21 protein-coding genes are annotated in these 23,071 nt (G+C 54.5%); 11 read left to right on the top strand and 10 right to left on the bottom strand.

All coding sequences use genetic code 11. The features are described 5' to 3' along the window. The first annotated feature begins 260 nt into the window (after positions 1–260). From AAIG39_RS04495 to AAIG39_RS04460, 8 genes are all read left to right on the top strand, one after another. Positions 261–1,814, top strand: a complete 1,554-nt coding sequence (locus AAIG39_RS04495; RefSeq protein ID WP_343193270.1) for a BglG family transcription antiterminator — start codon at positions 261–263, stop codon at positions 1,812–1,814. 25 nt (positions 1,815–1,839) lie between these two features. Further along, entirely contained in the window at positions 1,840–2,310 is a 471-nt protein-coding gene (locus AAIG39_RS04490; protein ID WP_090083560.1) for a PTS sugar transporter subunit IIA, read from the top strand. A 19-nt stretch (positions 2,311–2,329) separates the two neighbouring features. Then, positions 2,330–2,644 carry a PTS fructose transporter subunit IIB gene (locus AAIG39_RS04485; RefSeq protein WP_090083561.1) on the top strand — a complete coding sequence of 105 codons (315 nt, stop codon included), beginning with the start codon at positions 2,330–2,332 and terminating at the stop codon, positions 2,642–2,644. Positions 2,645–2,662: 18 nt separating this feature from the next. After that, on the top strand, positions 2,663–3,754 hold the full coding sequence (locus tag AAIG39_RS04480) for a PTS fructose transporter subunit IIC (RefSeq protein WP_090083562.1): 1,092 nt from the start codon (positions 2,663–2,665) through the stop codon (positions 3,752–3,754). An 11-nt stretch (positions 3,755–3,765) separates the two neighbouring features. Continuing rightward, a complete protein-coding gene (locus AAIG39_RS04475) occupies positions 3,766–4,617 on the top strand; it encodes a class II fructose-bisphosphate aldolase (protein WP_343193269.1) in 852 nt (283 codons plus the stop codon). A 79-nt stretch (positions 4,618–4,696) separates the two neighbouring features. After that, positions 4,697–5,557, top strand: coding sequence for a ketose-bisphosphate aldolase (locus tag AAIG39_RS04470; protein WP_249573106.1), 861 nt, complete (start codon positions 4,697–4,699; stop codon positions 5,555–5,557). Between the two features lie 48 nt (positions 5,558–5,605). Next, positions 5,606–6,523, top strand: a complete 918-nt coding sequence (locus tag AAIG39_RS04465) for an ROK family protein (protein ID WP_343193268.1) — start codon at positions 5,606–5,608, stop codon at positions 6,521–6,523. Continuing rightward, complete coding sequence (locus AAIG39_RS04460) at positions 6,520–7,206, top strand: D-lyxose/D-mannose family sugar isomerase (protein WP_343193267.1); 687 nt, start codon at positions 6,520–6,522, stop codon at positions 7,204–7,206. The genes AAIG39_RS04465 and AAIG39_RS04460 overlap by 4 nt, the downstream gene beginning before the upstream one ends. Positions 7,207–7,261: 55 nt before the next feature. On the opposite strand, the gene AAIG39_RS04455 is transcribed toward AAIG39_RS04460, so the two are convergent. Beyond that, entirely contained in the window at positions 7,262–8,998 is a 1,737-nt protein-coding gene (locus AAIG39_RS04455; RefSeq protein WP_090083568.1) for an AsmA family protein, read from the bottom strand. A 120-nt stretch (positions 8,999–9,118) separates the two neighbouring features. Then, entirely contained in the window at positions 9,119–10,504 is a 1,386-nt protein-coding gene (locus AAIG39_RS04450) for a uracil-xanthine permease family protein (protein ID WP_249573110.1), read from the bottom strand. A 226-nt stretch (positions 10,505–10,730) separates the two neighbouring features. Here AAIG39_RS04450 and AAIG39_RS04445 point away from each other — a divergent pair, with 226 nt between their 5' ends. Next, on the top strand, positions 10,731–11,408 hold the full coding sequence (locus tag AAIG39_RS04445) for a hypothetical protein (protein ID WP_249573111.1): 678 nt from the start codon (positions 10,731–10,733) through the stop codon (positions 11,406–11,408). Here AAIG39_RS04445 and recG read toward each other — a convergent pair whose 3' ends face one another. The 5 genes from recG to gmk form a co-directional block, all read right to left on the bottom strand. Continuing rightward, a complete protein-coding gene (recG, locus tag AAIG39_RS04440) occupies positions 11,409–13,490 on the bottom strand; it encodes an ATP-dependent DNA helicase RecG (protein ID WP_343193266.1) in 2,082 nt (693 codons plus the stop codon). It lies immediately after the preceding gene. 5 nt (positions 13,491–13,495) lie between these two features. Continuing rightward, complete coding sequence (gene trmH, locus AAIG39_RS04435; RefSeq protein WP_090083575.1) at positions 13,496–14,185, bottom strand: tRNA (guanosine(18)-2'-O)-methyltransferase TrmH; 690 nt, start codon at positions 14,183–14,185, stop codon at positions 13,496–13,498. Positions 14,186–14,336: 151 nt separating this feature from the next. Then, a complete protein-coding gene (gene spoT / locus AAIG39_RS04430) occupies positions 14,337–16,469 on the bottom strand; it encodes a bifunctional GTP diphosphokinase/guanosine-3',5'-bis pyrophosphate 3'-pyrophosphohydrolase (RefSeq protein WP_090083577.1) in 2,133 nt (710 codons plus the stop codon). An 18-nt stretch (positions 16,470–16,487) separates the two neighbouring features. Continuing rightward, complete coding sequence (gene rpoZ, locus AAIG39_RS04425) at positions 16,488–16,763, bottom strand: DNA-directed RNA polymerase subunit omega (protein ID WP_000135058.1); 276 nt, start codon at positions 16,761–16,763, stop codon at positions 16,488–16,490. 53 nt (positions 16,764–16,816) lie between these two features. After that, positions 16,817–17,440, bottom strand: coding sequence for a guanylate kinase (gmk, locus tag AAIG39_RS04420; protein WP_090083578.1), 624 nt, complete (start codon positions 17,438–17,440; stop codon positions 16,817–16,819). 256 nt (positions 17,441–17,696) lie between these two features. Between gmk and ligB the strand changes: the two genes are divergently transcribed. Then, positions 17,697–19,373, top strand: a complete 1,677-nt coding sequence (gene ligB / locus AAIG39_RS04415; protein WP_343193265.1) for an NAD-dependent DNA ligase LigB — start codon at positions 17,697–17,699, stop codon at positions 19,371–19,373. 158 nt (positions 19,374–19,531) lie between these two features. Here the strand turns inward: ligB and AAIG39_RS04410 are convergent, their stop codons facing one another. The 3 genes from AAIG39_RS04410 to AAIG39_RS04400 all read right to left on the bottom strand — a co-directional run bounded on the left by AAIG39_RS04410 (position 19,532) and on the right by AAIG39_RS04400 (position 22,104). Then, complete coding sequence (locus AAIG39_RS04410) at positions 19,532–19,816, bottom strand: hypothetical protein (protein WP_090084071.1); 285 nt, start codon at positions 19,814–19,816, stop codon at positions 19,532–19,534. Positions 19,817–19,848: 32 nt separating this feature from the next. Then, positions 19,849–21,105 carry a glycoside hydrolase family 28 protein gene (locus AAIG39_RS04405; RefSeq protein ID WP_425503247.1) on the bottom strand — a complete coding sequence of 419 codons (1,257 nt, stop codon included), beginning with the start codon at positions 21,103–21,105 and terminating at the stop codon, positions 19,849–19,851. A 135-nt stretch (positions 21,106–21,240) separates the two neighbouring features. Beyond that, positions 21,241–22,104 carry a YicC/YloC family endoribonuclease gene (locus tag AAIG39_RS04400; RefSeq protein WP_249569547.1) on the bottom strand — a complete coding sequence of 288 codons (864 nt, stop codon included), beginning with the start codon at positions 22,102–22,104 and terminating at the stop codon, positions 21,241–21,243. Between the two features lie 124 nt (positions 22,105–22,228). Between AAIG39_RS04400 and rph the strand changes: the two genes are divergently transcribed. Next, entirely contained in the window at positions 22,229–22,945 is a 717-nt protein-coding gene (gene rph, locus AAIG39_RS04395; RefSeq protein ID WP_090083584.1) for a ribonuclease PH, read from the top strand. The last annotated feature ends 126 nt before the right edge of the window (positions 22,946–23,071 follow it).

Raw genomic sequence — 23,071 nt, 5'->3', positions numbered from 1 at the left:
CGAAAAAAATTACCTTATTTAAAATTTTTGTCCTCGCCATATTTGCGAGCGCTATCACGTTAATTAGCTCAAAAAGTGTGATCTGCGCTGTAAATATCTCTGAGATCCCGCTTGTTGTCTTATTTTTTGTCCGGAAGGCAGGACACGATTTAGTATTGTCGTTATTCCAATGCCCTTTTATATTTATCATCACGGATTGCAAACGGAGCTTATCTGTTTTAGAGCTTCATCATTATTTTTAATCTGTGTAAGGGTAAATGATGCAAATGATTACCTCGCGACAAAACAGATTATTGAAATTCCTTCTCCCGCGAAGGGAATTTATTACATTGTTAAAAATTGCTGAATACTTAAATGTATCGGAAAAAACCATTCAGCGGGATTTACGCATCCTCGAACCGTGGTTGGCAGAATGGAATATCGGCATTCATAAACGTGCCGGTGCCGGGGTGATGCTCAGCGCGGACAATATCACAGACTTGTTGCATCTCGACCAGTTGCTTGGCACCGAAGGTGATGATGCCGATGGCATGATGAACAATTCCCGGCGCGTGAAAATAGCTTCGCAACTATTAAGCGAAACGCCACATGAAACGTCTATCAGCAAATTATCCGAACGCTATTTTATCAGTAGCGCCTCTATTGTGAATGACCTTAAGGTGATTGAGTCCTGGATTGCTCCGCTGGGATTAACGTTAATACGCAGCCAGAGCGGAACGCATATCGAAGGCAGCGAAAGCAGCGTGCGTCAGGCAATGGCTTCGCTGATCAATGGCGTTATTAACCATAACGAACCGGGTAGCGTAATCTATTCTCGCCTCGATCCAGGCAGTTATAACGCGCTGGTCCATTATTTTGGCGAAGAAGACGTTTTATTCGTTCAGTCATTATTACAAGAGATGGAGAACGATCTCTGCTGGTCGCTGGGCGAACCCTATTACGTTAATATTTTCACCCATATTTTAATCATGATGTACCGCATTACCCGTGGCAATGCGCTGCCCAAAAAAGACGACAACGCCAGTACCTTTGATGAAAACATCTTTACCGTTGCCAGCCGTATGATCCAGCGGATTGAACAACGCATCGCCCACCCGCTGCCGGAAGACGAAGTCTGGTTTATTTATCAGTACATTATCTCTTCTGGCGTGGTGATTGAAGAGCATAACGACGTTAGCGTAATTGGCCATATGCACTCAAGCGATGAAGCCCGGCTCATTACCCACCGGCTTATTGCGACCTTCGCCGATATGGTCGACAGCGACTTTAGCCAGGATATCGCACTTTATGACGGGCTGCTGATTCATATTAAGCCATTGATTAACCGTCTCAATTACCAGATTCGCATTCGTAACCCGTTGCTTGATGATATCAAAGATGAATTGCAGGACGTCTGGCGGCTGACCCAATGCGCGGTGAACCGGGTGTTCAGCGGCTGGGGCGAACAGGCGGTGTCGGAGGATGAAATCGGCTATCTGACCGTTCATTTCCAGGCGGCAATGGAGCGACAGATTGCCCGCAAGCGCGTACTGCTGGTCTGTTCGACGGGTATCGGTACATCACATTTGTTAAAAAGCCGCATTCTGCGCGCCTTCCCGGACTGGACCATCGTTGGCGTGGTCTCTGCGGGGAGCCTTCCGTCGGTACTGACGGATGATATTGAACTGGTTGTTTCGACGATCAATCTGCCGGCCATTGCTCTGCCAGTGGTATATGTCACCGCCTTTTTTAATGATGCTGATATTAAGCACGTGACGGAAACGGTTATTACGGAAAAATTGCATCGTGCGACGTCTCTGGTCGTCGAACATTAATATCTGAATCCATGAGGTATGTTTAATGGACATAACAAAAATCCTGAATACAAATCGCGTTATTTTAGATATGAAAGCTACAAATAAAACGGAGGCGATTGAGGAATTAACCGACCTTTTGCAAAAAGATGGCGCTATTAATTGCCGGGAAACATTTATTAAAGATGTCTGGCAACGAGAATCAGAAGGGTCGACCGGCTTCGAAAATCATATCGCGATACCCCATGGTAAATCCTCGGCTGTCGTTAATACTACCCTGGCAATTGGACGCACACGCCACGATATTCCCTGGGAAACTCTGGATGGCAGTAACGTGCGCTGCATTATTTTATTTGCTGTACGGCTTGAAGATCAAAACACGACGCATATCCGTCTACTTTCTCAGGTGGCGGGTGCACTGGCGGATGAAGAGATCATCGAGCAATTACTGGTCGAACGTAGTCCACAAAAGATTATTGACTTGTTCAGTCAATATGCCGAATCCGATGTTTGCTAAATAAAAAGTGGAGCATGTTATGAATATTGTTTGTGTCGCTGCCTGTACGGCGGGAATTGCACATACGTATATTGCCCGCGAGAAGCTAATTAAAGGCGCGAAAGCGCTTGGGCATAATATAAAAGTCGAAACTCAGGGCACTATCGGTACTGAAAATGAGTTACTCGCGGAAGATATTTCCGCAGCCGACGTCGTTATTCTTGCAGTCGATGTCAAAATAAAAGGAGAAGAACGCTTCGTTAATAAACGCATCGTGCGAGTTAAAACCGAAATTGTCATTAAATCACCCGTTCAGTTTCTTGAAAAGGTCGAGAAATCATTAGCTAATGCGTGATCCTTATCTGGAGGTCACATGAGTGAAAATAAAATTCCTGTTTCGCAGGAAATAAAAAAACATCTTTTGACGGGCATCTCGTGGATGATTCCGTTAATTGTGGCAGCGGGTATCTGTATTGCCCTCGGCCAGGTACTCGGCGGCACAAACGTTGGAGAAAAAACGGGCACCATCCCATGGATGCTCAATCAGATTGGCGGCTGGGGAATGGGGTTGATTGTCCCCCTGATCAGCGCCGCCATTGCTTACTCCATTGCTGATCGTCCCGGATTCGCACCGGGCCTGATTGTCGGCTTTGTCTGTGGGCAAATTCATACCGGATTCATCGGCGGGATGCTGGGTGGGTTCCTGGTGGGCTACACCGTCTTGCTGCTTAAACACTACATTCGTCTGCCGAAATCCATGCAGGGACTGATGCCAATCATGGTGCTGCCTGTCCTGAGCACCATTATCGGCGGCCTGTTGATGATGACCCTGATTGGCAAACCTATCGCCTGGTTGCAGGAAGCGCTGATCCATATGCTTGAGTCGATGCAGGGCGGTTCACGTTTTCTGATGGGGGCGATTCTTGGCGCGATGGCCACGTTCGACTTCGGCGGTCCGGTGAACAAAACCATGTCGCTGTTTGCCGATGGCCTGCTGGTTAGCGGTGTATACGGGCCGGAAGCGGTGAAATTTGTCGGTTCCATAATCCCGCCGTTCGGCATCACCCTCTCTTTCCTGCTGACGCGTCATAAATATACCCGCGCTGAACGCGAAGCGCTGAAAGCCGCCTTCCCGATGGGGATCTGCATGATTACCGAAGGGGTTATCCCGATTGCGGCGCGTGACCTGCTGCGTGTGGTGGGCTCCTGTGTGGTGGCCTCGGCGATTGCGGGTGGCCTGATCATGGTGTGGGGCGTGGAAAGCCCGGTCCCGCATGGTGGCATGTTCGTGGTTCCACTGTTTACCCATCCGCTGCTGTTCTGCCTGGCGTTGGGGATCGGCACGGTTATCTGCGGCGTGATGTTGTCGCTGTGGAAGAAACCGGTGACCGAACGTGACGAAGAGTTTGACGAGCTCAGCGATAAAAAACTGAAAGACGAAGAGATCACTTTCACCCTGGAATAAACGGAGACCGTATGTTTGCCGATATGAAAAGTATGGTGACCAAAGCCTGGCGTGAACACTATGCGCTTCTGGCCATCAACTGCATGAACCTCGAAAGCGCCCGCGCGGTGGTGCGGGTTGCCGAGAAACACCGCGCGCCGATTATCCTGAACCTGTATCAGGGACATCTGGCGCACTTCCCGCCACCGGTTGCCGTGGCGGTGGTGAAAGCGCTGGCCGACGAGGCAACGGTGCCGGTCACGCTGGCCCTCGACCACGGAAAAGATCCGGTGCGCATTCGCCAGGCGTTTCGCGCGGGGTTCAGCGGGCTGATGATTGATGCCTCCGCCTTCCCACTGGAAGAGAACGTCCGCCAGACCCGCGCGGTGGTTGAACTGGCCGCCAGCGCCGGGCTGTGTGTGGAAGGAGAGCTGGGCCATCTGGCCGATGCGCCGCGCTATGACCACGCCACCAATGCGGATCTGATGACACAGGCCGCCGATGTCGAACCGTTTATTGAGCAGACCGGGATTGATCTGCTGGCGGTTTCCGTCGGCACCGCGCACGGCATGTATGCCCCCGGTATCACGCCAGCCATCGATTTCCAGCGCCTGGAAGAGGTTGCCCGCAAATCGACGGTACCCCTGGCATTGCACGGCGGCAGCGGCACGCCGTTTGACCAGATGCAACGTTGCCCGTCCTTTGGCGTCGCCAAAATTAACGTCGGCGCGGCGGTATTCGAAGCCGGTAAAGCCGCGCTGCTGCACACCCTGTGTCATGACAGCTCTCGCGAACTGGTGGATGTGCTGATTGCCATGGAGCAGGCCAGCGAGGAAGCCATTATCCCGTATCTACAGGCCAGCGGCGCTATCGGCAAAGCCTGATCCTTATCTGTTACGCCTTCTATGCCTCTGCAACGACGCACCGGCAGGGCTTGCTACACCCTGAAACTGGAGAATTAACATGTTAATTTCGATGAAAGAGTTACTGAAACCCACCCGCCAACACGGTTTCGCCATTGGTGCGTTCAACGTGGCGGATAGCTGCTTTATCCGCGCGGTGGTGGAAGAAGCGGAAGCCACCAACACGCCTGCGATTATCTCCATCCACCCCAGCGAGCACGATTTTGTCGGGGATACTTTTTTCAGTTATGTCCGCGATATCACCATGCGCAGCCCGGTGCCTTTCACCCTGCATCTGGATCACGGCGCATCGGTCGAGCATGTGTTGCGGGCGATCCAGTGCGGGTTTACCTCGGTGATGATTGACGGCTCGCTGCTGCCCTATGAAGAGAACGTGGCGCTGACTAAAGAAGTGGTACGTCTGGCGCACGCGGTGGGTGTTTCGGTGGAAGGGGAGCTGGGCACTATCGGGCAGACGGGCACATCTGTGGAAGGCGGCGTGTCGGAGGTGACCTACACTGACCCGGCACAGGCAGAGGATTTTATTGCCCGCACCGGAGCAGACACCCTGGCGGTGGCGATTGGTACGGCGCACGGAATCTACCCGAAAGGGATGCAGCCGAAGCTGCAAATGAACATTCTGCGCGACATTGCCGGGCGGGTGGATATTCCGCTGGTGCTGCACGGCGGTTCGGCGAACCCGGATGCGGAAATTGCTGAATCCGTGACCCTGGGGGTGGGCAAAATCAACATCTCCAGTGACATGAAATACGCCTACTTCCAGAAAGTGCGTGAGATCCTCGCCCGTGAAACCTGGTGGGATCCGAACGTGATCTACCCGGATGCGATCAACGCCGCTCGGGAGGTGATCCGCTACAAAATGAAGCTGTTTGGATCAACCGGGAAAGCGTCACTCTACTAAGGCCATGGAGGCGGGTTCGCCCGCCTCTTTCGCAATAAGGAAAGGGGTATGTACTACCTGGGGCTGGATATCGGCGGCAGCAAAATCGCGGCAGTGGTGATGGACGCGCAGGGCCAGGAAATAGCCCGCTACCGCTGCCCGACGCAAAAGGCGAGCTATGCGCAGTTTGTGGAATCGGTGGTCGCCTTTATCGACCAGATTCGCCATGACATACAACAGCCGATGATAACGGGGATTGCCTTGCCGGGCAGCGTTTCGCCGCTAAGCGGGCTGATTAAAAATTCGAATATTCAGGTCATTAATGGCCGCGCGTTGCAGGCGGATCTTCAGCAGTTACTGGGACAGACCGTGGTGATGGCGAACGACGGCAACTGCTTCGCCCTGTCCGAAGCTTGTGACGGCGCGGGGCAGCAGTATGACGTGGTGTTTGGCATCACGCTCGGTACCGGCTGCGGCGGTGGGATAGCTATCCACCGCCAGCCATTTGTCGGGGCGTGGGGCAATGCTGCCGAGTGCGGTCACATTACCCTACCGGGCTACAGCGAGCAGCATGATGGCCCGCCAGCGCGTTGTTATTGCGGTAAAGATAACTGCGTGGAGTCGTTTGTCTCCGGGACGGGGTTGAGCGAGCGCTATCAGTTGCTTAACGGGCAGTTTCTGACGAGTGATGCGATTGTGGCGCTGGCGCAGCAGGGGGAACCCGATGCCGTGCGGCAGGTGGCGCGGTTTCGCCAGCAGCTTGCCCGCACACTGGCGACGGTGGTCAATCTTCTCGACCCCGGCGTGATTGTGATTGGCGGCGGGGTGTCGAATGCGGAGTTGCTTATTGCACAGCTTAGCGCCGATGTCGCCCCTTTCGTTTTTACCGATCATTTCTCCACCCCCATCGTGAAAGCCCATCACGGCGACAGCAGCGGCATGCGCGGCGCTGCCTGGCTTGCCATTCGAACCGGGAGAACAGAATGAAACGCTCACAGATTAACTATGCCATTGATAAGGCCCATGCCATCGCCGCGACGTTCCGGGTGTGCCTGCCGGAGTTTGCCTTGTTTACTGCCGAGGCCTGGCGAGAGCAGCCGCTGGAGGAGTGGAGTGAAGTGTTGGATCTGCAACTGGGCTGGGATATTACCGATTTTGGTCGCGGCGATTTCAGCAAAACCGGCCTGACGCTGCTGACGTTGCGTAACGGCGCGCTGCATTCGACGGCATACCCGAAGCCGTATGCCGAAAAGATGCTGCAAATCCAGCAGGAACAGCAGACGCCATGGCATTTCCATGCCCATAAAATGGAAGACATTCTGAACCGGGGCGGCGGCGATTTGTGTATGCAACTCGGCTGGGCGACGGATGATGCGCTGTTTGATGAGCAGCGCAGGGTGGAGGTACGTGTGGACGGGCGGTGGCGTACGCTTAAGCCCGGTGAGACGCTGGTGTTAAAACCGGGGCAGGGGGTGTGCCTGCCGCCGCGTCTGTATCATCGTTTTTGGGCCGAGAAAGCATTAGTGCTCGGCTGGGAGATTTCGATGGTGAATGACGATAAGCGGGACAACCATTTTCTCGAGCCCGGCGGGCGTTTCCCGGTCATCGACGAGGATGTTCCCGTGAAATGGCTGTTAAGCCATGAGTATGGACGTTTGAATGTGACGTAATTTTCCCGGATGCGGCGTAAACGCCTTATCCGGGGTACGCCAGCGGGGAAATGGATTACGGGGCGGGCTGTGTCGTGGCCGGAGCCGGAGCCGACGTGGGCGCAGCCGTCTCACCACCGGATACCACACCACCGCGCATTGTCTGTTTCACCTGCTGTTGCTGGGCATTCACGGCAGAGAGCTCACCATCAACCGTTGGTTTTAACGGCGCATCTGCCTGAACGCGGCCCGTGGCGCTCAATTGCAGATTGCCATCGCCACCTATCGGTAACGCGGGCCATCCCCACTGTTGCAAGACATTCATCGGCACGCCACGCCCGTTCAGGCTGACCCGCACGGTGCGGTCCGGCGTCTGCCCGACCACGGCGGTGGCTTCCAGCATCCCTTTCTCAACAAAGGCGCTCAGCTCGGTAACGTTCACCGAACTGCCGTTAGCGCTCAACCCCAGCGATGGCCTGCGCATATCCACCCGGTTAAAGGTTGCGGCAGCGGCATTGAGCTTCACATCGCCGTTCCACACGCCCCATTTGTGGTCGCGTGCCAGTTGCACATTGGTGCCGTAGCCATCCAGCGAGGTCAACTGCCACGGGAAGGCCGGGTCGATATCAATCACCAGGTTGCGACTGGCGCTGAACCTGGTCAGCGTGACGCTATTGAGCCAGTCGGGCAGGGTGTCCATCCATAACTGTTTCCAGTTGGCAGGCAGGGTATATTCCAGCCCGACGATGGCTGCATCGTTCAGCACCAGCGCTTTACCGTTGCGTGTCCAGTAGCCGGATGTGCGCACCATTCCGTTTTCCCAGCGGGTGGTGAACTGCTGCATCGCGATGCCTGCCGGGGTAAATTCGGCGTTCACAATCGGATCATAGAAATGCAGTGAACCGTAGATAAATTCATTGGCATTCATTGATAACTGGCCGTCATCCGTATGCCAGTCGCCTTTGGTCAGCGTCAGGTTGCGCAGCGTAAGATCCAGATCGGCAATTGCCCATTCTGGCCCTTGCAGACGCGCATCGGTCACATCCAGTCGCCCGATTTGTAATGACGGCAGGGTCGTGAGCGGCGCAAAAAAATCTTTCAGCGATTTGTCGCTCTGCAGGCGAATATCGGTCAGCCGCAGGTTATCCACTACCCAGCCACCATCGGCGTTGCGTCGCGCATCACCGGTCAGCGAACCACGCGCCATATCTGCGCCGATGGTAGTCAGCGTGACCGTACCTTTGTCAATGCTGCCCTGAATTAACACATTGTTGGCAGGAACGCCGTTAAGGGTCATCGAGCCAGCGCTCATCTGTATTTGCGCCTGCGTACCGAGTACATTGCCCTCGACCGGTTGCCAGGGGATCACGGCGCCAGTGACGCGTTGCGCACTCAGATCCCAGCCAGTCGCCGGGCTGTTAAAGGCCATATCGCTCAGTTGCAGACGGTCCGCCTGGAAGGGAAGCGGCGCGGTAGCCGGGGAGAGATTCAGCGTGCCGTCCTGCAGCAAAATGGTGTCGGTGTGCAGTGGATCGGTGAACTGGCGACTACTCAGACCAATATCAACGGCTTTAGCGACCAGCGTGGCGGGCTGCCCTTTGCGGCCAAAATTGACGTTGCGTAACAGCACATGGGAAGGGGAGGAGAGCTGGTGGTCAATAGCATCAACGGTGAGGTGATATTGACTCTTTTCGTTTACCCAGTTACTGACCTGCGTTGCGCCCCAGCGGGTCTGTAGCAGGAAATAACAGGCTACTATCGCCAGCAGCAGGACGACAATAACGAAAATTAGCAGCTTTCCAATAAATTTCATGATCTTCCACCCTCGTAAGCCTGTACAGGAGTTATGCACGATTTATGCGCATTCCTCAAGGCACGAATGGTGAAAGAGCGTTACAGAGGCAACGGAAAACAGCCGCTGCCTCTGTTGGGATTACTGCTTATCGGCAGGGAAAACCAGGTTCAGCACGATAGCGGTGATGCCACCTGCAGCGATGCCGGAAGAGAGCAGGTTTTTCAGCCAGTCAGGGGCGAATTGCAGAATCATCGGCTGCTGGGAGACGCCCAGGCCAACGGCCAGTGACAGGGCGATGATCATGATCGCGCGGCGGTTCAGCGGCTCGCGGGAAACGATACGTACGCCAGAGGCGGCAATAGTACCGAACATCACCAGCGTTGCACCGCCGAGCACCGGCTCAGGCAGTTGCTGAACGAAAGCGGCAACGGCCGGGAACAGACCCATCACCATCAGCATGACGGCAACGAAGAAACCAACATACCGGCTGGCAACGCCCGTTAGCTGAATCACGCCGTTGTTCTGGCCGAAACAGGAGTTCGGGAAGGTATTAAACACTGCAGAAACAAAGGAGTTCAGACCGTTTGCCAGTACGCCGCCTTTCAGGCGATTCATATAGACCGGGCCGGAAACCGGCTGCTCAGAGACGTCTGACGTCGCGGTGATATCACCGATGGTTTCCAGCGAGGTGATCATAAATACCAGCATCAGCGGCAGCAGCAGGCTCCAGTCGATGCTCAGGCCGTAATACAGCGGTGTGGGGATCATAATGGCGCTGGATGGCGCGTTATACGCCGGAAGCATACCCATCATCATGGCGACGAGATAGCCGACTGCCATTGCAATCACCAGGGAAGCAATACGCAGGTACGGGTTACGCTGACGGTTCAGCAGGATGATGATGGCAAGGACGATGCCCGCCAGCAGCAGGTTTTTCGGCGCGCCGAAGGTATGGTTCGCCATTGCGCCAAAGCCACCACCCACGGACGTCAGGCCGACCTGAATCAGCGACAGGCCGATAATCATAACTACCACACCGGAGACCAGCGGGGTGATGATGCGGCGGGCAAAAGGCAGAATGCGGGAGATAACCATCTCGGTGCAGCTTGCCAGCATCAGGGAGCCGAACAGGGCGGCCATCATTGTTGGCACATCGGCCCCGCCGGTTTTCAGTGCGGTTCCCCCCATAATCAGCGGCGCGACAAAGTTAAAGCTGGTGCCCTGAATAGACAGCAGGCCGGAACCAACCGGACCCCAGGCTTTAATCTGGATGATGGATGCGACGCCGGATGCGAACAACGACATACTGATGATGTGCTGCGTATCCTGAGCCGGTAAACCCAGCGCCTGGCAAATCAGCAGGCCTGGGGTGATGACGCCAACAAACATCGCCAGCAGGTGCTGTAGCGCGGCAAAAATAGTTTGCGCCAGCGGTGGGCGGTCTTCAAGGCGGTAGATCAGCTCGCTGGGCTGGGTGTGCGCAACCGTTTGCGCATTTTCGGACTCGATGGTGTTGACAGACATCGCAAACAATCCCCTGATGGAAAAGCGGAGATTCTATCGGACTGTTTGGTAAAAGCAAACGGTTGCTAAACAATAAAACGTACTTTTATAAAGAATGTTGAGAGCGACAAATTGGGTTCTAAGCCCCACTGAATTTGGGTGGTCCGCGTATTTATCGCTCCAGCGAATTTGCGCAATGCTAAAATCATCGGCAATCGCGCATGATAATTAAAAATTAGGGATTGATATGAAAGGAAAAATAGTGCTCGCTCTGGCCTTTTTCTCTGCCGGGTGTCTTGCTGACGAATACGATCTGCACAGCTGCCGTAACGGCTATTTCCCCACCTGGCCAGGCGTATTTAACCAGGCGAAAGTAAAAGCGGATGGCGATGCAAAAGTGCATTTTTATCGCGATGATGACGGCTGCCCGGGTCAGGGTGAAACCTGCGCAACAAAACCGTATCTGGTGGCGGGTGACACGGTACTGGTGGCTCAGGAAGTGCCGGGCTGGAGCTGCGTCTGGTACTCGGGGAAAAAACATGAGTTTGTCGGCTGGATGCCAACTAAGACCTTAGAAAAGCAGCCGGTTAACAACGCGACGCTTGCCGAGTGGACGGGTAAATGGCGTGCCGAAATAGGTGATAATGAAATTCATATTACGTCTGCGGGAAAAGGGCAGCTTAACGTCAACGGCCAGGCGACCTGGTATGGCGGAAAAAATGCGGCAGGGTATGAAGTTGTCCATACCGGCGATCTCGATGAAACCATAACGCCACAAGGGAATGCACTGCACTGGGGAAACCCGAAAGAGGAGTACTCTTGCAGCGGGACGGCGCAGCTGGTTAATGGCAAATTAATCGTCCATGATAGCGGCTACTGCGGCGGTATGAACGTCAGTTTTGACAACGTCTATCACAAACAGTGATCAGGCGTTTGAATAACGCTCTGTCTCCGGCATCCAGCGCTCAATAAGGGCTTCGGCCTGCCGGGGATAGCGTTCATGAATATGACGGGCGATGCGCTGTACTTCCGGGATCATCGCCTGGTCGCGCAACAAATCGGCCACTTTGAACTCGGCATTCCCGGTCTGGCGTGTGCCGAGCAGCTCGCCGGGGCCGCGAATTTCCAGATCTTTTTGCGCAATCACAAATCCGTCGTTACTGTCGCGCAGCACCTGCAGACGTTTTTGCGCGGTTTTCGACAACGGTGATTTGTAGAGCAGTACGCAGTGCGAGGCCACCGCGCCACGTCCGACGCGACCGCGTAACTGGTGGAGTTGCGCAAGACCCAGACGCTCCGGGTTTTCGATAATCATCAGACTGGCGTTGGGCACATCCACGCCCACTTCAATTACGGTGGTGGCCACCAGAAGATGCATTTCGCCTTGCTTGAAGGCCTGCATCACCGCCTGTTTTTCCGCAGGTTTCATTCGTCCGTGAACCAGGCCGACATTCAACTCCGGTAGCGCCAGCTTTAACTCTTCCCACGTGGCTTCCGCTGCCTGGGCTTCCAGCAGATCGGACTCTTCAATCAACGTACAGACCCAGTAGGCCTGGCGACCTTCCCCTATACAGGCGTTGCGTACGCGGTCGATAATTTCGCTGCGCCGGGTATCCGGAATGGCAACGGTGGTCACAGGTGTTCGGCCTGGCGGGAGTTCGTCAATAACCGAGGTGTCGAGATCGGCATAGGCGGTCATCGCCAGCGTGCGCGGGATCGGCGTTGCGGTCATGATCAACTGATGGGGATGGAAGCCCTGTTGCTGGCCTTTTTCCCACAGAGCCAGGCGCTGATGCACGCCGAACCTGTGCTGTTCGTCGATAATCACCAGCGCGAGGCCGTTAAACTGGACCTGCTCCTGGAAGATGGCGTGTGTACCGACAATCATTTGTACCTGACCGCTGGCAATGGCCTCTTGCTGTGCCTGGCGTGCTTTGCCTTTCTGCTTACCCGCCAGCCAGCCCACTTCCACGCCGAGTGGTTCGAACCAGTTGCGGAAATTGTTGGCGTGCTGTTCAGCCAGTAGTTCGGTCGGCGCCATCAATGCCACCTGGTTGCCGTTCGCAATCGCCCGCAATGCTGCCAGCGCTGCTACCAGCGTTTTCCCCGAGCCTACATCGCCCTGCACAAGGCGCATCATTGGCACATCGAGCGCCATGTCACGTTCAATTTCTGCCACCACGCGCGCCTGTGCGCCGGTAGGTTTGAATGGCAGCGAGGTCAGCAGAGTATTTTTCAGCGTATCCTGAGGATTCAGCGGTTTTGCGTGATAACGCTGCGCCCCGGCACGTAACGCCAGCATGCTGAGGTTGTGCGCCAGTAACTCTTCCAGAATTAAACGTCTTTGCGCCGGGTGCTGCCCGGTTTCCAGATCGGCGAGCTGCAACGTCGGCGGCGGACGATGCAAGGTACGCAAGGCTTCCGGCAGTGTCATCAGCCCCTGTGCCAATTCTGGAGGCAGCAGTTCAGCAATCGCGCAGGTGGCAAGCAGATCCAGCGCCTGATCGGTAAGCTTACGCAATGTCGCCTGTTTTACCCCCTCGGTCGTCGGATAAACCGGCGTTAAGGTTTCCTGTAATTCTGGGGTGCTGAGATCACCCTGTACGCGATATTCCGGATGGATCATCTCTGCGCCGTATTTCCCACGCTTCGCTTCGCCATAGGCCAGCACGCGACGCCCGGTCGCGAGACTGTTTTTCATCGCCGCGTTGAAGTTGAAAAAACGCATGGTCAGAATGCCGGAACCGTCGCTTATCTGGCATGTCATCATACGACGTCCGCCAAAGGTGATATTGCAGTTCAGCACTTCGCCTTCCACCGTGGCGTAAATGCCCGGCAGAAGGTCGGCAATAGGGTAGAGTTGGGTGCGATCTTCGTAGCGTAAAGGCAGATGCAGCAGTAAATCCTGAACCGTATGCAGGCCGATTTTTGCAAGTTTGCTGGCCTGCGCCGCGCCAACGCCGGTAAGGGTATTGAGAGGGACGGCATCCAACAGGCGACCTTGCATAGGCGTTATCTCGCGGCCTGCATGGTGGCCCACCAGGCTTCGTCGGCATCCACTTCGCCGCGTTCATTGACGCGGGGATAAGGCAGACCTTTGCGTTTCGCAACGCGCGCCAGTACCGGGTAACCGCCTTCAAACAGCCGACGCTGCTGTTCTTCATCGGGCAGCATGCTGTTTTCGCGCAGGTACATGCCTGCGTTTTGCCGTTGGCGCTGGGCTTCGTAGAGGATCAGCGCAGAGGCGACGGAAACGTTCAGTGACTGCACCATGCCGATCATCGGGATGATAATATCCTGATCCGCCAGATCTAATGCTTCCTGGCTGATCCCGGTTTTCTCCTGGCCCATTAAAATACAGGTGGGACGGGTGTAATCGATCTCGCGAAAATCAACGGCTTTGTCTGAGAGGTGTGTTGCCAGAATCTGCATTCCCACCGCTTTCAGCCGGGAAACAGCTTCGCCGATGGTCGGGTGCGTTTTCACTTCCACCCAGCTGTTGCTACCCGCAGCGGATGACAGCATGGTATGCATGCGACGACTGGGCCAGACGGCGTGAACTTCATGTACGCCGACGGCGTCCGCAGTGCGGATAATAGCGGAGACGTTATGCGGTTTGTGGACCTGTTCCATGCATACGGTCAGGTCCGGTTGACGCCTGGCGAGCATTTCGCGGATTCGCGCATAACGTTGTGCGTTCATATACACTTCATCCTTCAAATTGCCCCTTTAGTCGCTGCGGATTACCCGGCTCATCCCTGGGCCGCTGCAAACAGCGTTCAAATTTGCTCCCGGCAGATTTGTCATTCGCTTGCTGCCACGACGCAATTCGAATGCTTTTGTGTAGGACATACTAGTTTCGGTTACGGGTGACTTTAATCACATCCGGCATGACGCGGATTTTGCGCATGATGTTCGCCAGGTGGACGCGATCGCGTGATGTCAGGCGGATAAAGGCGCTATAAACGCGGCCATCTTTTTCTTCCGTGTTCAGGCTCTGAATGTTGGAAGACGCGGTGTTGATTGCCGCTGTCAGATTGGCCAGTGCACCCTGGTGGTTGAACATATCCACCTTGATTTCGGTAATAAATTCCTGCGCGGTGTCCTTATCCCACTCAACGGCCATAAACTTCTCTGGCTCTTTCTGGTAGCCACGGATGTTACGGCAAGATTCATGGTGGATAACCAGCCCTTTGCCGGGGCTGACGTGCGCCACAATAGGGTCGCCGGGAATCGGACGACAGCACTTCGCGAAGGTAATCAGCACACCGTCCGCACCTTTGATTGGCAAATGGCTGCCGCTGGCGCTGGCACTCGTGGTAGTACTGGTGCTTTGCGTTGTCGCCGCTGCTTCGCCCTGCTGCAGATTCTTCGCTACCACTACGCTCATGGCGTTACCGAGACCAATTTCCGCCAGCAGATCGTCAAGCGTGGCGAGTTTCATGCGGTCCAGTTCGCGCTGAATATGTTCTTGCGGAATTTCCGCCAGCTTACGGCTTCCACCCAGCGCGTGATTGAGCAGACGGCGGCCCAGACTCACCGAATCATCACGCTTGAGGTTTTTCAGCAACTGACGAATTTTGGCGCGAGCTTTCGAGCTCACGACAAAGTTAAGCCATGCCGCATTCGGACGTGCGCCCGGTGCGGTAATGATTTCTACGGTTTGTCCGCTGGAAAGCGACTGCGACAGAGGATACGGCTGCCTGTCAACGCGTGCGCCCACACAGGCGTGGCCGATGTCGGTGTGTACCGCATAGGCGAAGTCGACCGGGGTCGCACCTGCCGGCAATTCCACGATACGGCCTTCCGGGGTGAAAACATAAATCTCATCCGGAAAGAGATCAGATTTAACGCTCTCAATAAATTCAAAAGAGCTGCCTGCGCTCTGTTGCAGTTCGAGCAGGCTTTGCATCCAGCGTTGGGCGCGGATTTGCGCGGTGGTACTGGTTTCGCCATGCTCTTTATAGGCCCAGTGCGCCGCAACCCCCATTTCCGCCATCTGGTCCATGTCCTCGGTGCGAATTTGCACTTCAACCGGAACGCCATGAGGACCGATCATTGAGGTGTGCAGAGACTGATAGCCGTTCGCTTTTGGAATGGCGATATAGTCTTTAACACGACCCGGACGCGGTTTGTAGAGGCTGTGCATCTGGCCCAGCACGCGATAGCAGGTGTCAGAATCATGGACGATGACGCGGAAGGCGTAGATATCCATAATTGAGTGAAAACGCTGCTCTTTGAGCACCATCTTGCAGTAGATGGAGTACAGGTGCTTTTCGCGACCGCTAACGCGACACGGAATGCCCGCTTCCTGCAGCCGCCCTTCGATTTCAGAAAGGATCTTCTGAATCATCTCTTTACGGTTCCCGCGCGCGGCTTTCACCACTTCTTTAATGACGCGATAACGGTTTGGGTACAACGCTTCAAAGCCCAGCTCTTCAAGCTCGGTTTTGATGTGATGAATACCTAAACGGTGCGCCAGGGGGCTGTAAATTTCGAGGGTTTCACGGGCGATGCGGCGGCGTTTATCCGGGCGAAGAGAGCCCAGCGTGCGCATGTTGTGGGTACGGTCGGCGAGTTTAATGAGAATGACGCGGATATCCTGCACCATCGCCATAATCATTTTGCGGAAGTTTTCGGCCTGCGCCTCTTTCTTATCGCGAAACTTGAGTTTATCAAGCTTTGATACCCCTTCCACCAGTTCGGCAACGCTTTTGCCAAACAGCTGTTCCATGTCCTGGTAGGTAGCGGGGGTATCTTCAATCACGTCATGCAGCAGCGCGGCCATCAGCGTTTCGTGGTCGAGTTTCATCTCGGCCAGGATACAGGCTACGGCGACCGGGTGCGTGATATAGGGTTCACCACTTGAACGTGTCTGGCCCTCGTGAGCGTCACGTGCAACGAGATACGCCTGCCGAAGACGCTTAATCTGGTCTTCCGGCAGGTAGTTTTGAATCAGTTGATTCAGACTTTCAAACAGATACAAGGGCGACCCGCTTATTGATTAACGACGACCTTCAGCAATAGCGGTAACGGCTTGTAATTCAGCGGCTTCCTGCTCTTGCTGTTCCTGGCGCTCACGTACGTCAAGGATCTGGTTGTTAATCAGACCTTCTTCGATTTCGCGCAGCGCGATAACGGTGGTTTTATCGTTTTCTTCCGGTACCAGCGGATCCTTTCCGCCTACCTGCATCTGACGAGCGCGACGCGCGGCGACCAGTACCAGGTCAAAACGGTTACCAATTTTCTCTACAGCGTCCTGAACAGTTACGCGTGCCATATTTAAAATGCTCCACAGATGGTGATGGACTGGGCATGATACTGAATGTGGGTTCAGTCTGCCAACAGTTTGCTGATTAAAGCGTCATGTCGCTGCATCTGGCGGCCCATACGCAGACGTTCGGCGCGAATAATGGTTTTGAGATCGCCCAGGGCGGTATCGAAATCATCATTCACAATAAGGTAATCATACTCTGCGTAATGGCTCATTTCCGCAACTGCTTGCGCCATGCGCTTTGCGATAACGTCTTCGCTGTCCTGACCGCGACCGCGCAGACGTCTGTCCAGCTCGATTTTTGACGGCGGCAAAATAAAAATGCTGCGCGCCTGCGGCATTTTCATGCGGATTTGCTGCGCGCCCTGCCAGTCAATATCCAGGAATACATCTACGCCCGTTTTAAGAACTTGCTCAATCGTAGCGCGCGATGTGCCGTAATAATTGCCAAATACCTCGGCGTGTTCAAGGAAAGCGTCATCGTCAATCATCGCTTTAAATTCGGCATGATTAACGAAGAAATAGTGTTCTCCGTGCACTTCACCCGGACGCGGCGCGCGCGTGGTGTGTGAAACAGAAACCTGGGTGTCATACAACGGTTGGGTTTTTAATAAAGCCTGGATGAGGCTTGATTTACCCGCGCCACTGGGGGCGGAAACAATATAAAGCGTGCCTTGAGCCATGAGAGTCTTTTGTATGTGAATTGCGAAAGGAAACTTACATACGTGCCTATTATACACAACGGCGCAACGTGACGTAGCCCTCGTCACACTTTTTACTGTTGATAATGACGTTTTGCGCTTCTTTTCCCTGATTTACCACCCTTTTTCTGCAAACGGTGAAAAACCCCGGAACCTGCCTCGCAAACCCTTTATTACTGTCTCGAAAATGCGCATCTGTCGCGATATACCCACGGCATTCAGTTAAGGAGATAGCGAAATGTGGATAAGGACATTCATGGTTATCAGTGCGATGACATGGAGCGCATGGAGTTACGCCGCTTGCCCGGTATGGACATCAGCACGGGCAGAGCAAGAGATAGTTCAACTGGAAAAACAGATTGCGCAATGGAATGAGGATTACTGGTTACAGGGCGCGAGTGCCGTGAGCGATGATGTTTACGATAATCTCAATGCTCAGCTTGCGAACTGGCGGCGCTGTTTTGGGCAAGAGGTTCCTTATGATGCGCCAGCGCTGTCCGACGGTACAGTGAGACACCCGGTCGCGCATACGGGGGTCGATAAACTGCGTAACAAAGAAGCGCTACAGAAGTGGATGACGGGTAAAACAGCGCTTTGGGCACAACCGAAAGTGGATGGCGTGGCGGTCACACTGGTCTATCGCCACGGCATACTTGAGCAGGTTATCAGCCGGGGAAATGGGCTGGTGGGGGAAGACTGGACGGAGAATGCCCGCCGTATTCCCGCACTACCGCAAAACGTTACGGGCGCACTGGCAAACAGCGTCTTACAGGGCGAGCTGTTTTTAAAGCGCGAGGGCCACATCCAAAAAGAGATGGGCGGTATGAACGCCAGGGCTAAAGTGGCGGGCGCCATGATGAGGCGAGGCGGATCGGATGTGTTAAACGAGATTGACGTCTTTGTCTGGAGCTGGCCGGACGGGCCTCAGACCTTAGCCCGGCGCCTGCAAATATTAACCCAGGCCGGGTTTGACTGGGTGGAACGCTACAGTGTGCCTGTTCGCAATATCAGTGAGGTGGAGACTCTCCGCGAGCGCTGGTTTACCACCGCACTGCCTTTTGTGACGGATGGTGTGGTGGTGCGTAGTGCTAAGGAACCGGAAGGGAAACAGTGGCTTCCGGGGCAAGGTGCCTGGGTTGCGGCATGGAAATATCCGCCGGTCGAACATGTCGCAGAAGTGAAAAACATCCGCTTTACCGTTGGACGTACCGGCAAAATTGCCGTGGTGGCCCAGCTTGAACCAATACAGCTGGATGATAAACGTGTGCAGCGGGTCAATGTTGGTTCCCTGCGACGTTGGCAGGAGCTGGATATAGCGCCTGGCGATCGGGTACGGATAAGTCTGGCAGGACAAGGGATCCCGCGCATTGATGATGTGGTCTGGCGCGGGCAGGTTCGCGATAAACCGCAGCCGCCAGCCCCGGTTTTCACGCCGCTCACCTGTTTTTATGCCTCACCGGAGTGTCAGGAGCAATTTCTGGCCCGGCTGACATGGCTGAGTTCAAAGCAGGTGCTGAATATTGACGGACTGGGTGAGGCGGGCTGGCGTGTGTTGCATCAGGCGCACCGGTTTGAACATCTCTTTTCCTGGCTGGCGCTGACCAAAACGCAGCTACAGGAGACGGCTGGAATAACGCCTGCCCGCGGGCTGCAACTTTGGCATCGCTTCGAGCTTGCCCGGGATCGGCCATTTGTGCGCTGGGTTTATGCCCTTGGCCTGCCGTTAACAAAGTCAGCAATTCAGGCCGCCGGAGATACCCACTGGCAGCAGATGCAGGGCCGAAGCAGCCAGGCGTGGCAAAGCCTGCCAGGCATAGGTACAGAGAAAGCTCGTCAGGTCATGGTTTTTATTCAGGACCCGGTGATTCAGACACTGGTCGCCTGGCTGGGTGAACATGGGATTGTCGGCTTTTAGCGCCGTGTCTTTGGAGGAATCCTTCTGGGTAACAGTCAGCATATGAATCGACATGTTTGACTATCAACCCGCTTACAAAAGCTGACCAGGCTCTACATCCTCAGGAGCGACATGCGTAATCGTATGGAAGCACAGCAGAAATGAAAGAGTTGCCTGGCCTACACCGACGGGCCGTGTAGCTCAATAAATCCCTTCTCAATGTCGTACCTGAGATGTTTGGTTAATGAAAATTGTGGATCATTCTTATCAAATTTAAGGGTGACCATATCCTGATACGCCTTAACGGTCATCCCATCATAAATATGCTGGTTGATGTTGTAGCCGGAGCAGTTGGTAAGGTTAGAGGTGCCCCGTCGCCAGGACTTACCCACTATCCTGATGATGAACTCATGGCATTCGGACAGGTTATGGTTGCGGATATTTGTGGCGTTAATGATAGTCATCGTTTGCCTCGTAAAGTTCCCGCGCATTTACCTTAAGGGCATGATCCCGTGGCACCTTGCGCGATGGTGCCATGAATAATGTCGTATTTGTTGTGTATTTCCGAATTCCTGGCAAGCGTCACATTTTTCAGGGTGGTCACCATCGGGTTGCTGTTGCTGTCTCCCTGAAATATCAGCGTACCTGGCGTAAGCACTTTCACCTGATCAAATGTAATGTCACGAAAGACGGGGAGGCTGTCTCCCTGTGCTTTTGACTCATAGCGCGTGTCCAGAACAATTGGATTTTTCACGTTTTCCATGCAGATATTGCGATAGGTGACTCCGGTGACCAGGCCACCACGTGAGCGGTCACTTTTAATACGCAGCCCGTTGGTTGTGCCATTCAGCGTGAGAAGGTTGACGTCAACGTCACTCACGCCTTTATTGATCTCGCTACCAATGGACATGCCATGTCCGGAACCAAACTTGTTCTCCACAATGGAGATATGAGACGTACTGGCATTCCCGGCCTTAATGGCCACGTTATCATCCCCGGTGCCGATCACGCTGTGGGTTAGCGTCACATTCGTCGAACCCATAGGGTCAAAACCATCCGTATTGCGCGCAAAAGCGGGGGTGTCGATAGTGATCCCCCACAGCGTCAGCCCGTTGCTGCGGTTGCCCACTATATGAAAATTTGGCGCGTTTTTAAGTGTTATCTGGTACAGCGTAATATCGCTGGAATTATCAATTTGAATTAATCGAGGCGCATTCTGTTTGCTGTCGCTTTTTTGCGCCTCTTTTGCCAGTTGCCACCAGGTCTGATTTCGCCCGACCATGACGGCGCCACCCTGGCCATCAATCATTCCCTGGCCATAAATCCCGCTGCCGACCGCATTTTTAATCCAGATAAAAGGCTTACAACCCTTCCCTGAATCATCCAGCGTGCCGCAAGTCTGTTTCCCTGCGTCGAACCGGGCCGGATTGGCAACAGCCATCAACGTAACCCCTTTATCGATAGCCAGGCTTACGCCCGATGGCAGGCTGAGAGGGCCGCTGTAGAAGATGTCTGTTTTTTCTGATGCGGCCAGATGTAAGACTTTCCCGCGAGCGCAGGTATTGAGTGCCGTCTGAATGGCCTGCGTTGCGTCACCTGTTCCACTGGCATAGAGCGTCTGACAAGGCGGCGGTGAGACCGGCTCTGTGACGGTACGCATGTCCCCGGCTTGTACCTCAAAGGCACTTAGTATCAATAAGATAGCGGTCAGATAGCACGTACGGGTATGAAGCGGTCGCGAGGATAAAGACATAAAAAAGCCCGGACAGGTGGAAACCTGGCAATCACCATACCGGGGGCGATGTCGTACTGTAAAGCTGTGCCGGGAGGCCGATGTCAAAAACAGAAAAGCCCGCAACGGGCGGGCTTTCACTACGCTGGCGCAGGGTTACTCGATATTCTGAATCTGCTCGCGCATTTGCTCAATCAACACTTTCAGCTCGATGGCGGAATTGGTGACATCGGCATTAATGGACTTAGACGCGAGGGTGTTCGACTCACGGTTGAACTCCTGCATCATAAAGTCGAGGCGGCGACCCACAGCCTCTTTCTTCTTGAGGATGTTGTAGGTTTCTTTAACGTGCGCCTCCAGGCGGTCCAGCTCTTCGGCAACGTCAATACGCTGAGCCATCAGCACCAGCTCTTGTTCGAGACGGTTATTTTCCAGCTGTACCTGTGCTTCTTCCAGTTTTGCTACCAGGCGGTCGCGCTGCCATTGCAGAATTTCCGGCATCTGCGCACGCACGTTTTTCACTTCGGTGCTGACGCCTTCCAGACGCTGCTCAATTAATGCTTTCAGCGCCTGGCCTTCGGTTTCGCGGGCGAGGATGAAATCGTCCAGCGCGCCATCGAGGGCAGACAGAATCTCTGCGGCAATCGCGTCCAGATCCTGCTCCTGAGCAGCCATAACGCCCGGCCAGCGCAGAATATCCACCGGGTTGATTTCGCCTTCATCGCTCTGCATTTTGACCCAGTTGGCGGCATTCACCAGCTGTTTTGCCAGTTTTTCGTTGAGAATCAATTCGCCTTGCGCGCTGGCGTCAGGTTCAAAACGTAAATTACATTCGATTTTCCCGCGAGTCAGACGCGTACGGATGCGCTCGCGAACCACGGGTTCCAGGCTACGAAATTGTTCCGGCAGACGGAAGTAAGTTTCAAGATAACGCTGGTTTACCGAGCGCAGCTCCCAGGAGGCAGAGCCCCAGCTACCCTTGATTTCACGCCGGGCGTAGGCGGTCATACTGCGGATCATAGACGTTCCCGTTTTTTAAGGAGAGATGCGGGGATTATAGCTTTCACGGGCTTATCAGGATAGGAATAACCTCGGTAAGCCAGTATAATGCGCAGCCACATTCGTAACAGCCGGAGAAATCATCATGCGTCCAGCAGGCCGTAGCACCACCGAGGTGCGTCCCGTCACCCTGACTCGCCACTATACAAAACACGCAGAAGGCTCCGTGCTGGTTGAATTCGGTGATACCAAAGTGCTGTGCACCGCCACCCTTGAAGAAGGTGTACCGCGGTTTCTGAAAGGTCAGGGCCAGGGCTGGATTACCGCTGAATATGGCATGCTGCCACGCTCCACCCATACCCGTAACGCGCGCGAAGCGGCAAAAGGCAAACAGGGCGGGCGCACCATGGAAATTCAACGCCTTATCGCTCGTGCGCTGCGTGCGGCTGTCGACTTAACCGCGCTGGGCGAATATACCATCACCCTGGACTGCGATGTAATTCAGGCCGATGGCGGTACCCGTACTGCCTCAATCACCGGTGCATGCGTTGCGCTGGCCGATGCGCTAAACGCACTGGTAAGCGCAGGCAAGCTGAAAACGAACCCGATGAAAGGACTGGTGGCGGCGGTTTCTGTCGGTATCGTTAATGGCGAAGCGGTTTGCGATCTGGAATATGTTGAAGACTCCGCTGCGGAAACCGACATGAACGTGGTGATGACCGAAGATGGCCGCATCATTGAAGTTCAGGGTACTGCCGAGGGCGAGCCGTTCACCCATGAAGAACTCCTTACCTTGCTGGCCCTGGCCCGAGGGGGAATCGAATCGATTATCGCGACGCAGAAAGCAGCGTTGGAAAACTAGTTTTTAAGGCGACTGAGAAGTCGCCTTTTTTTTGTCCATTAAAAAGAAAGAGCCTGTTCATCAGGCGTAATCGAAGCAGACAGTCTGCACGCGGGCAGCACAGAAAAACCGCAGCGTAAATGTTGT

The organism is Phytobacter palmae (assembly GCF_039409775.1).
GTDB lineage: Bacteria > Pseudomonadota > Gammaproteobacteria > Enterobacterales > Enterobacteriaceae > Phytobacter > Phytobacter palmae.
This window is presented reverse-complemented; position numbering and strand designations above follow the sequence as displayed.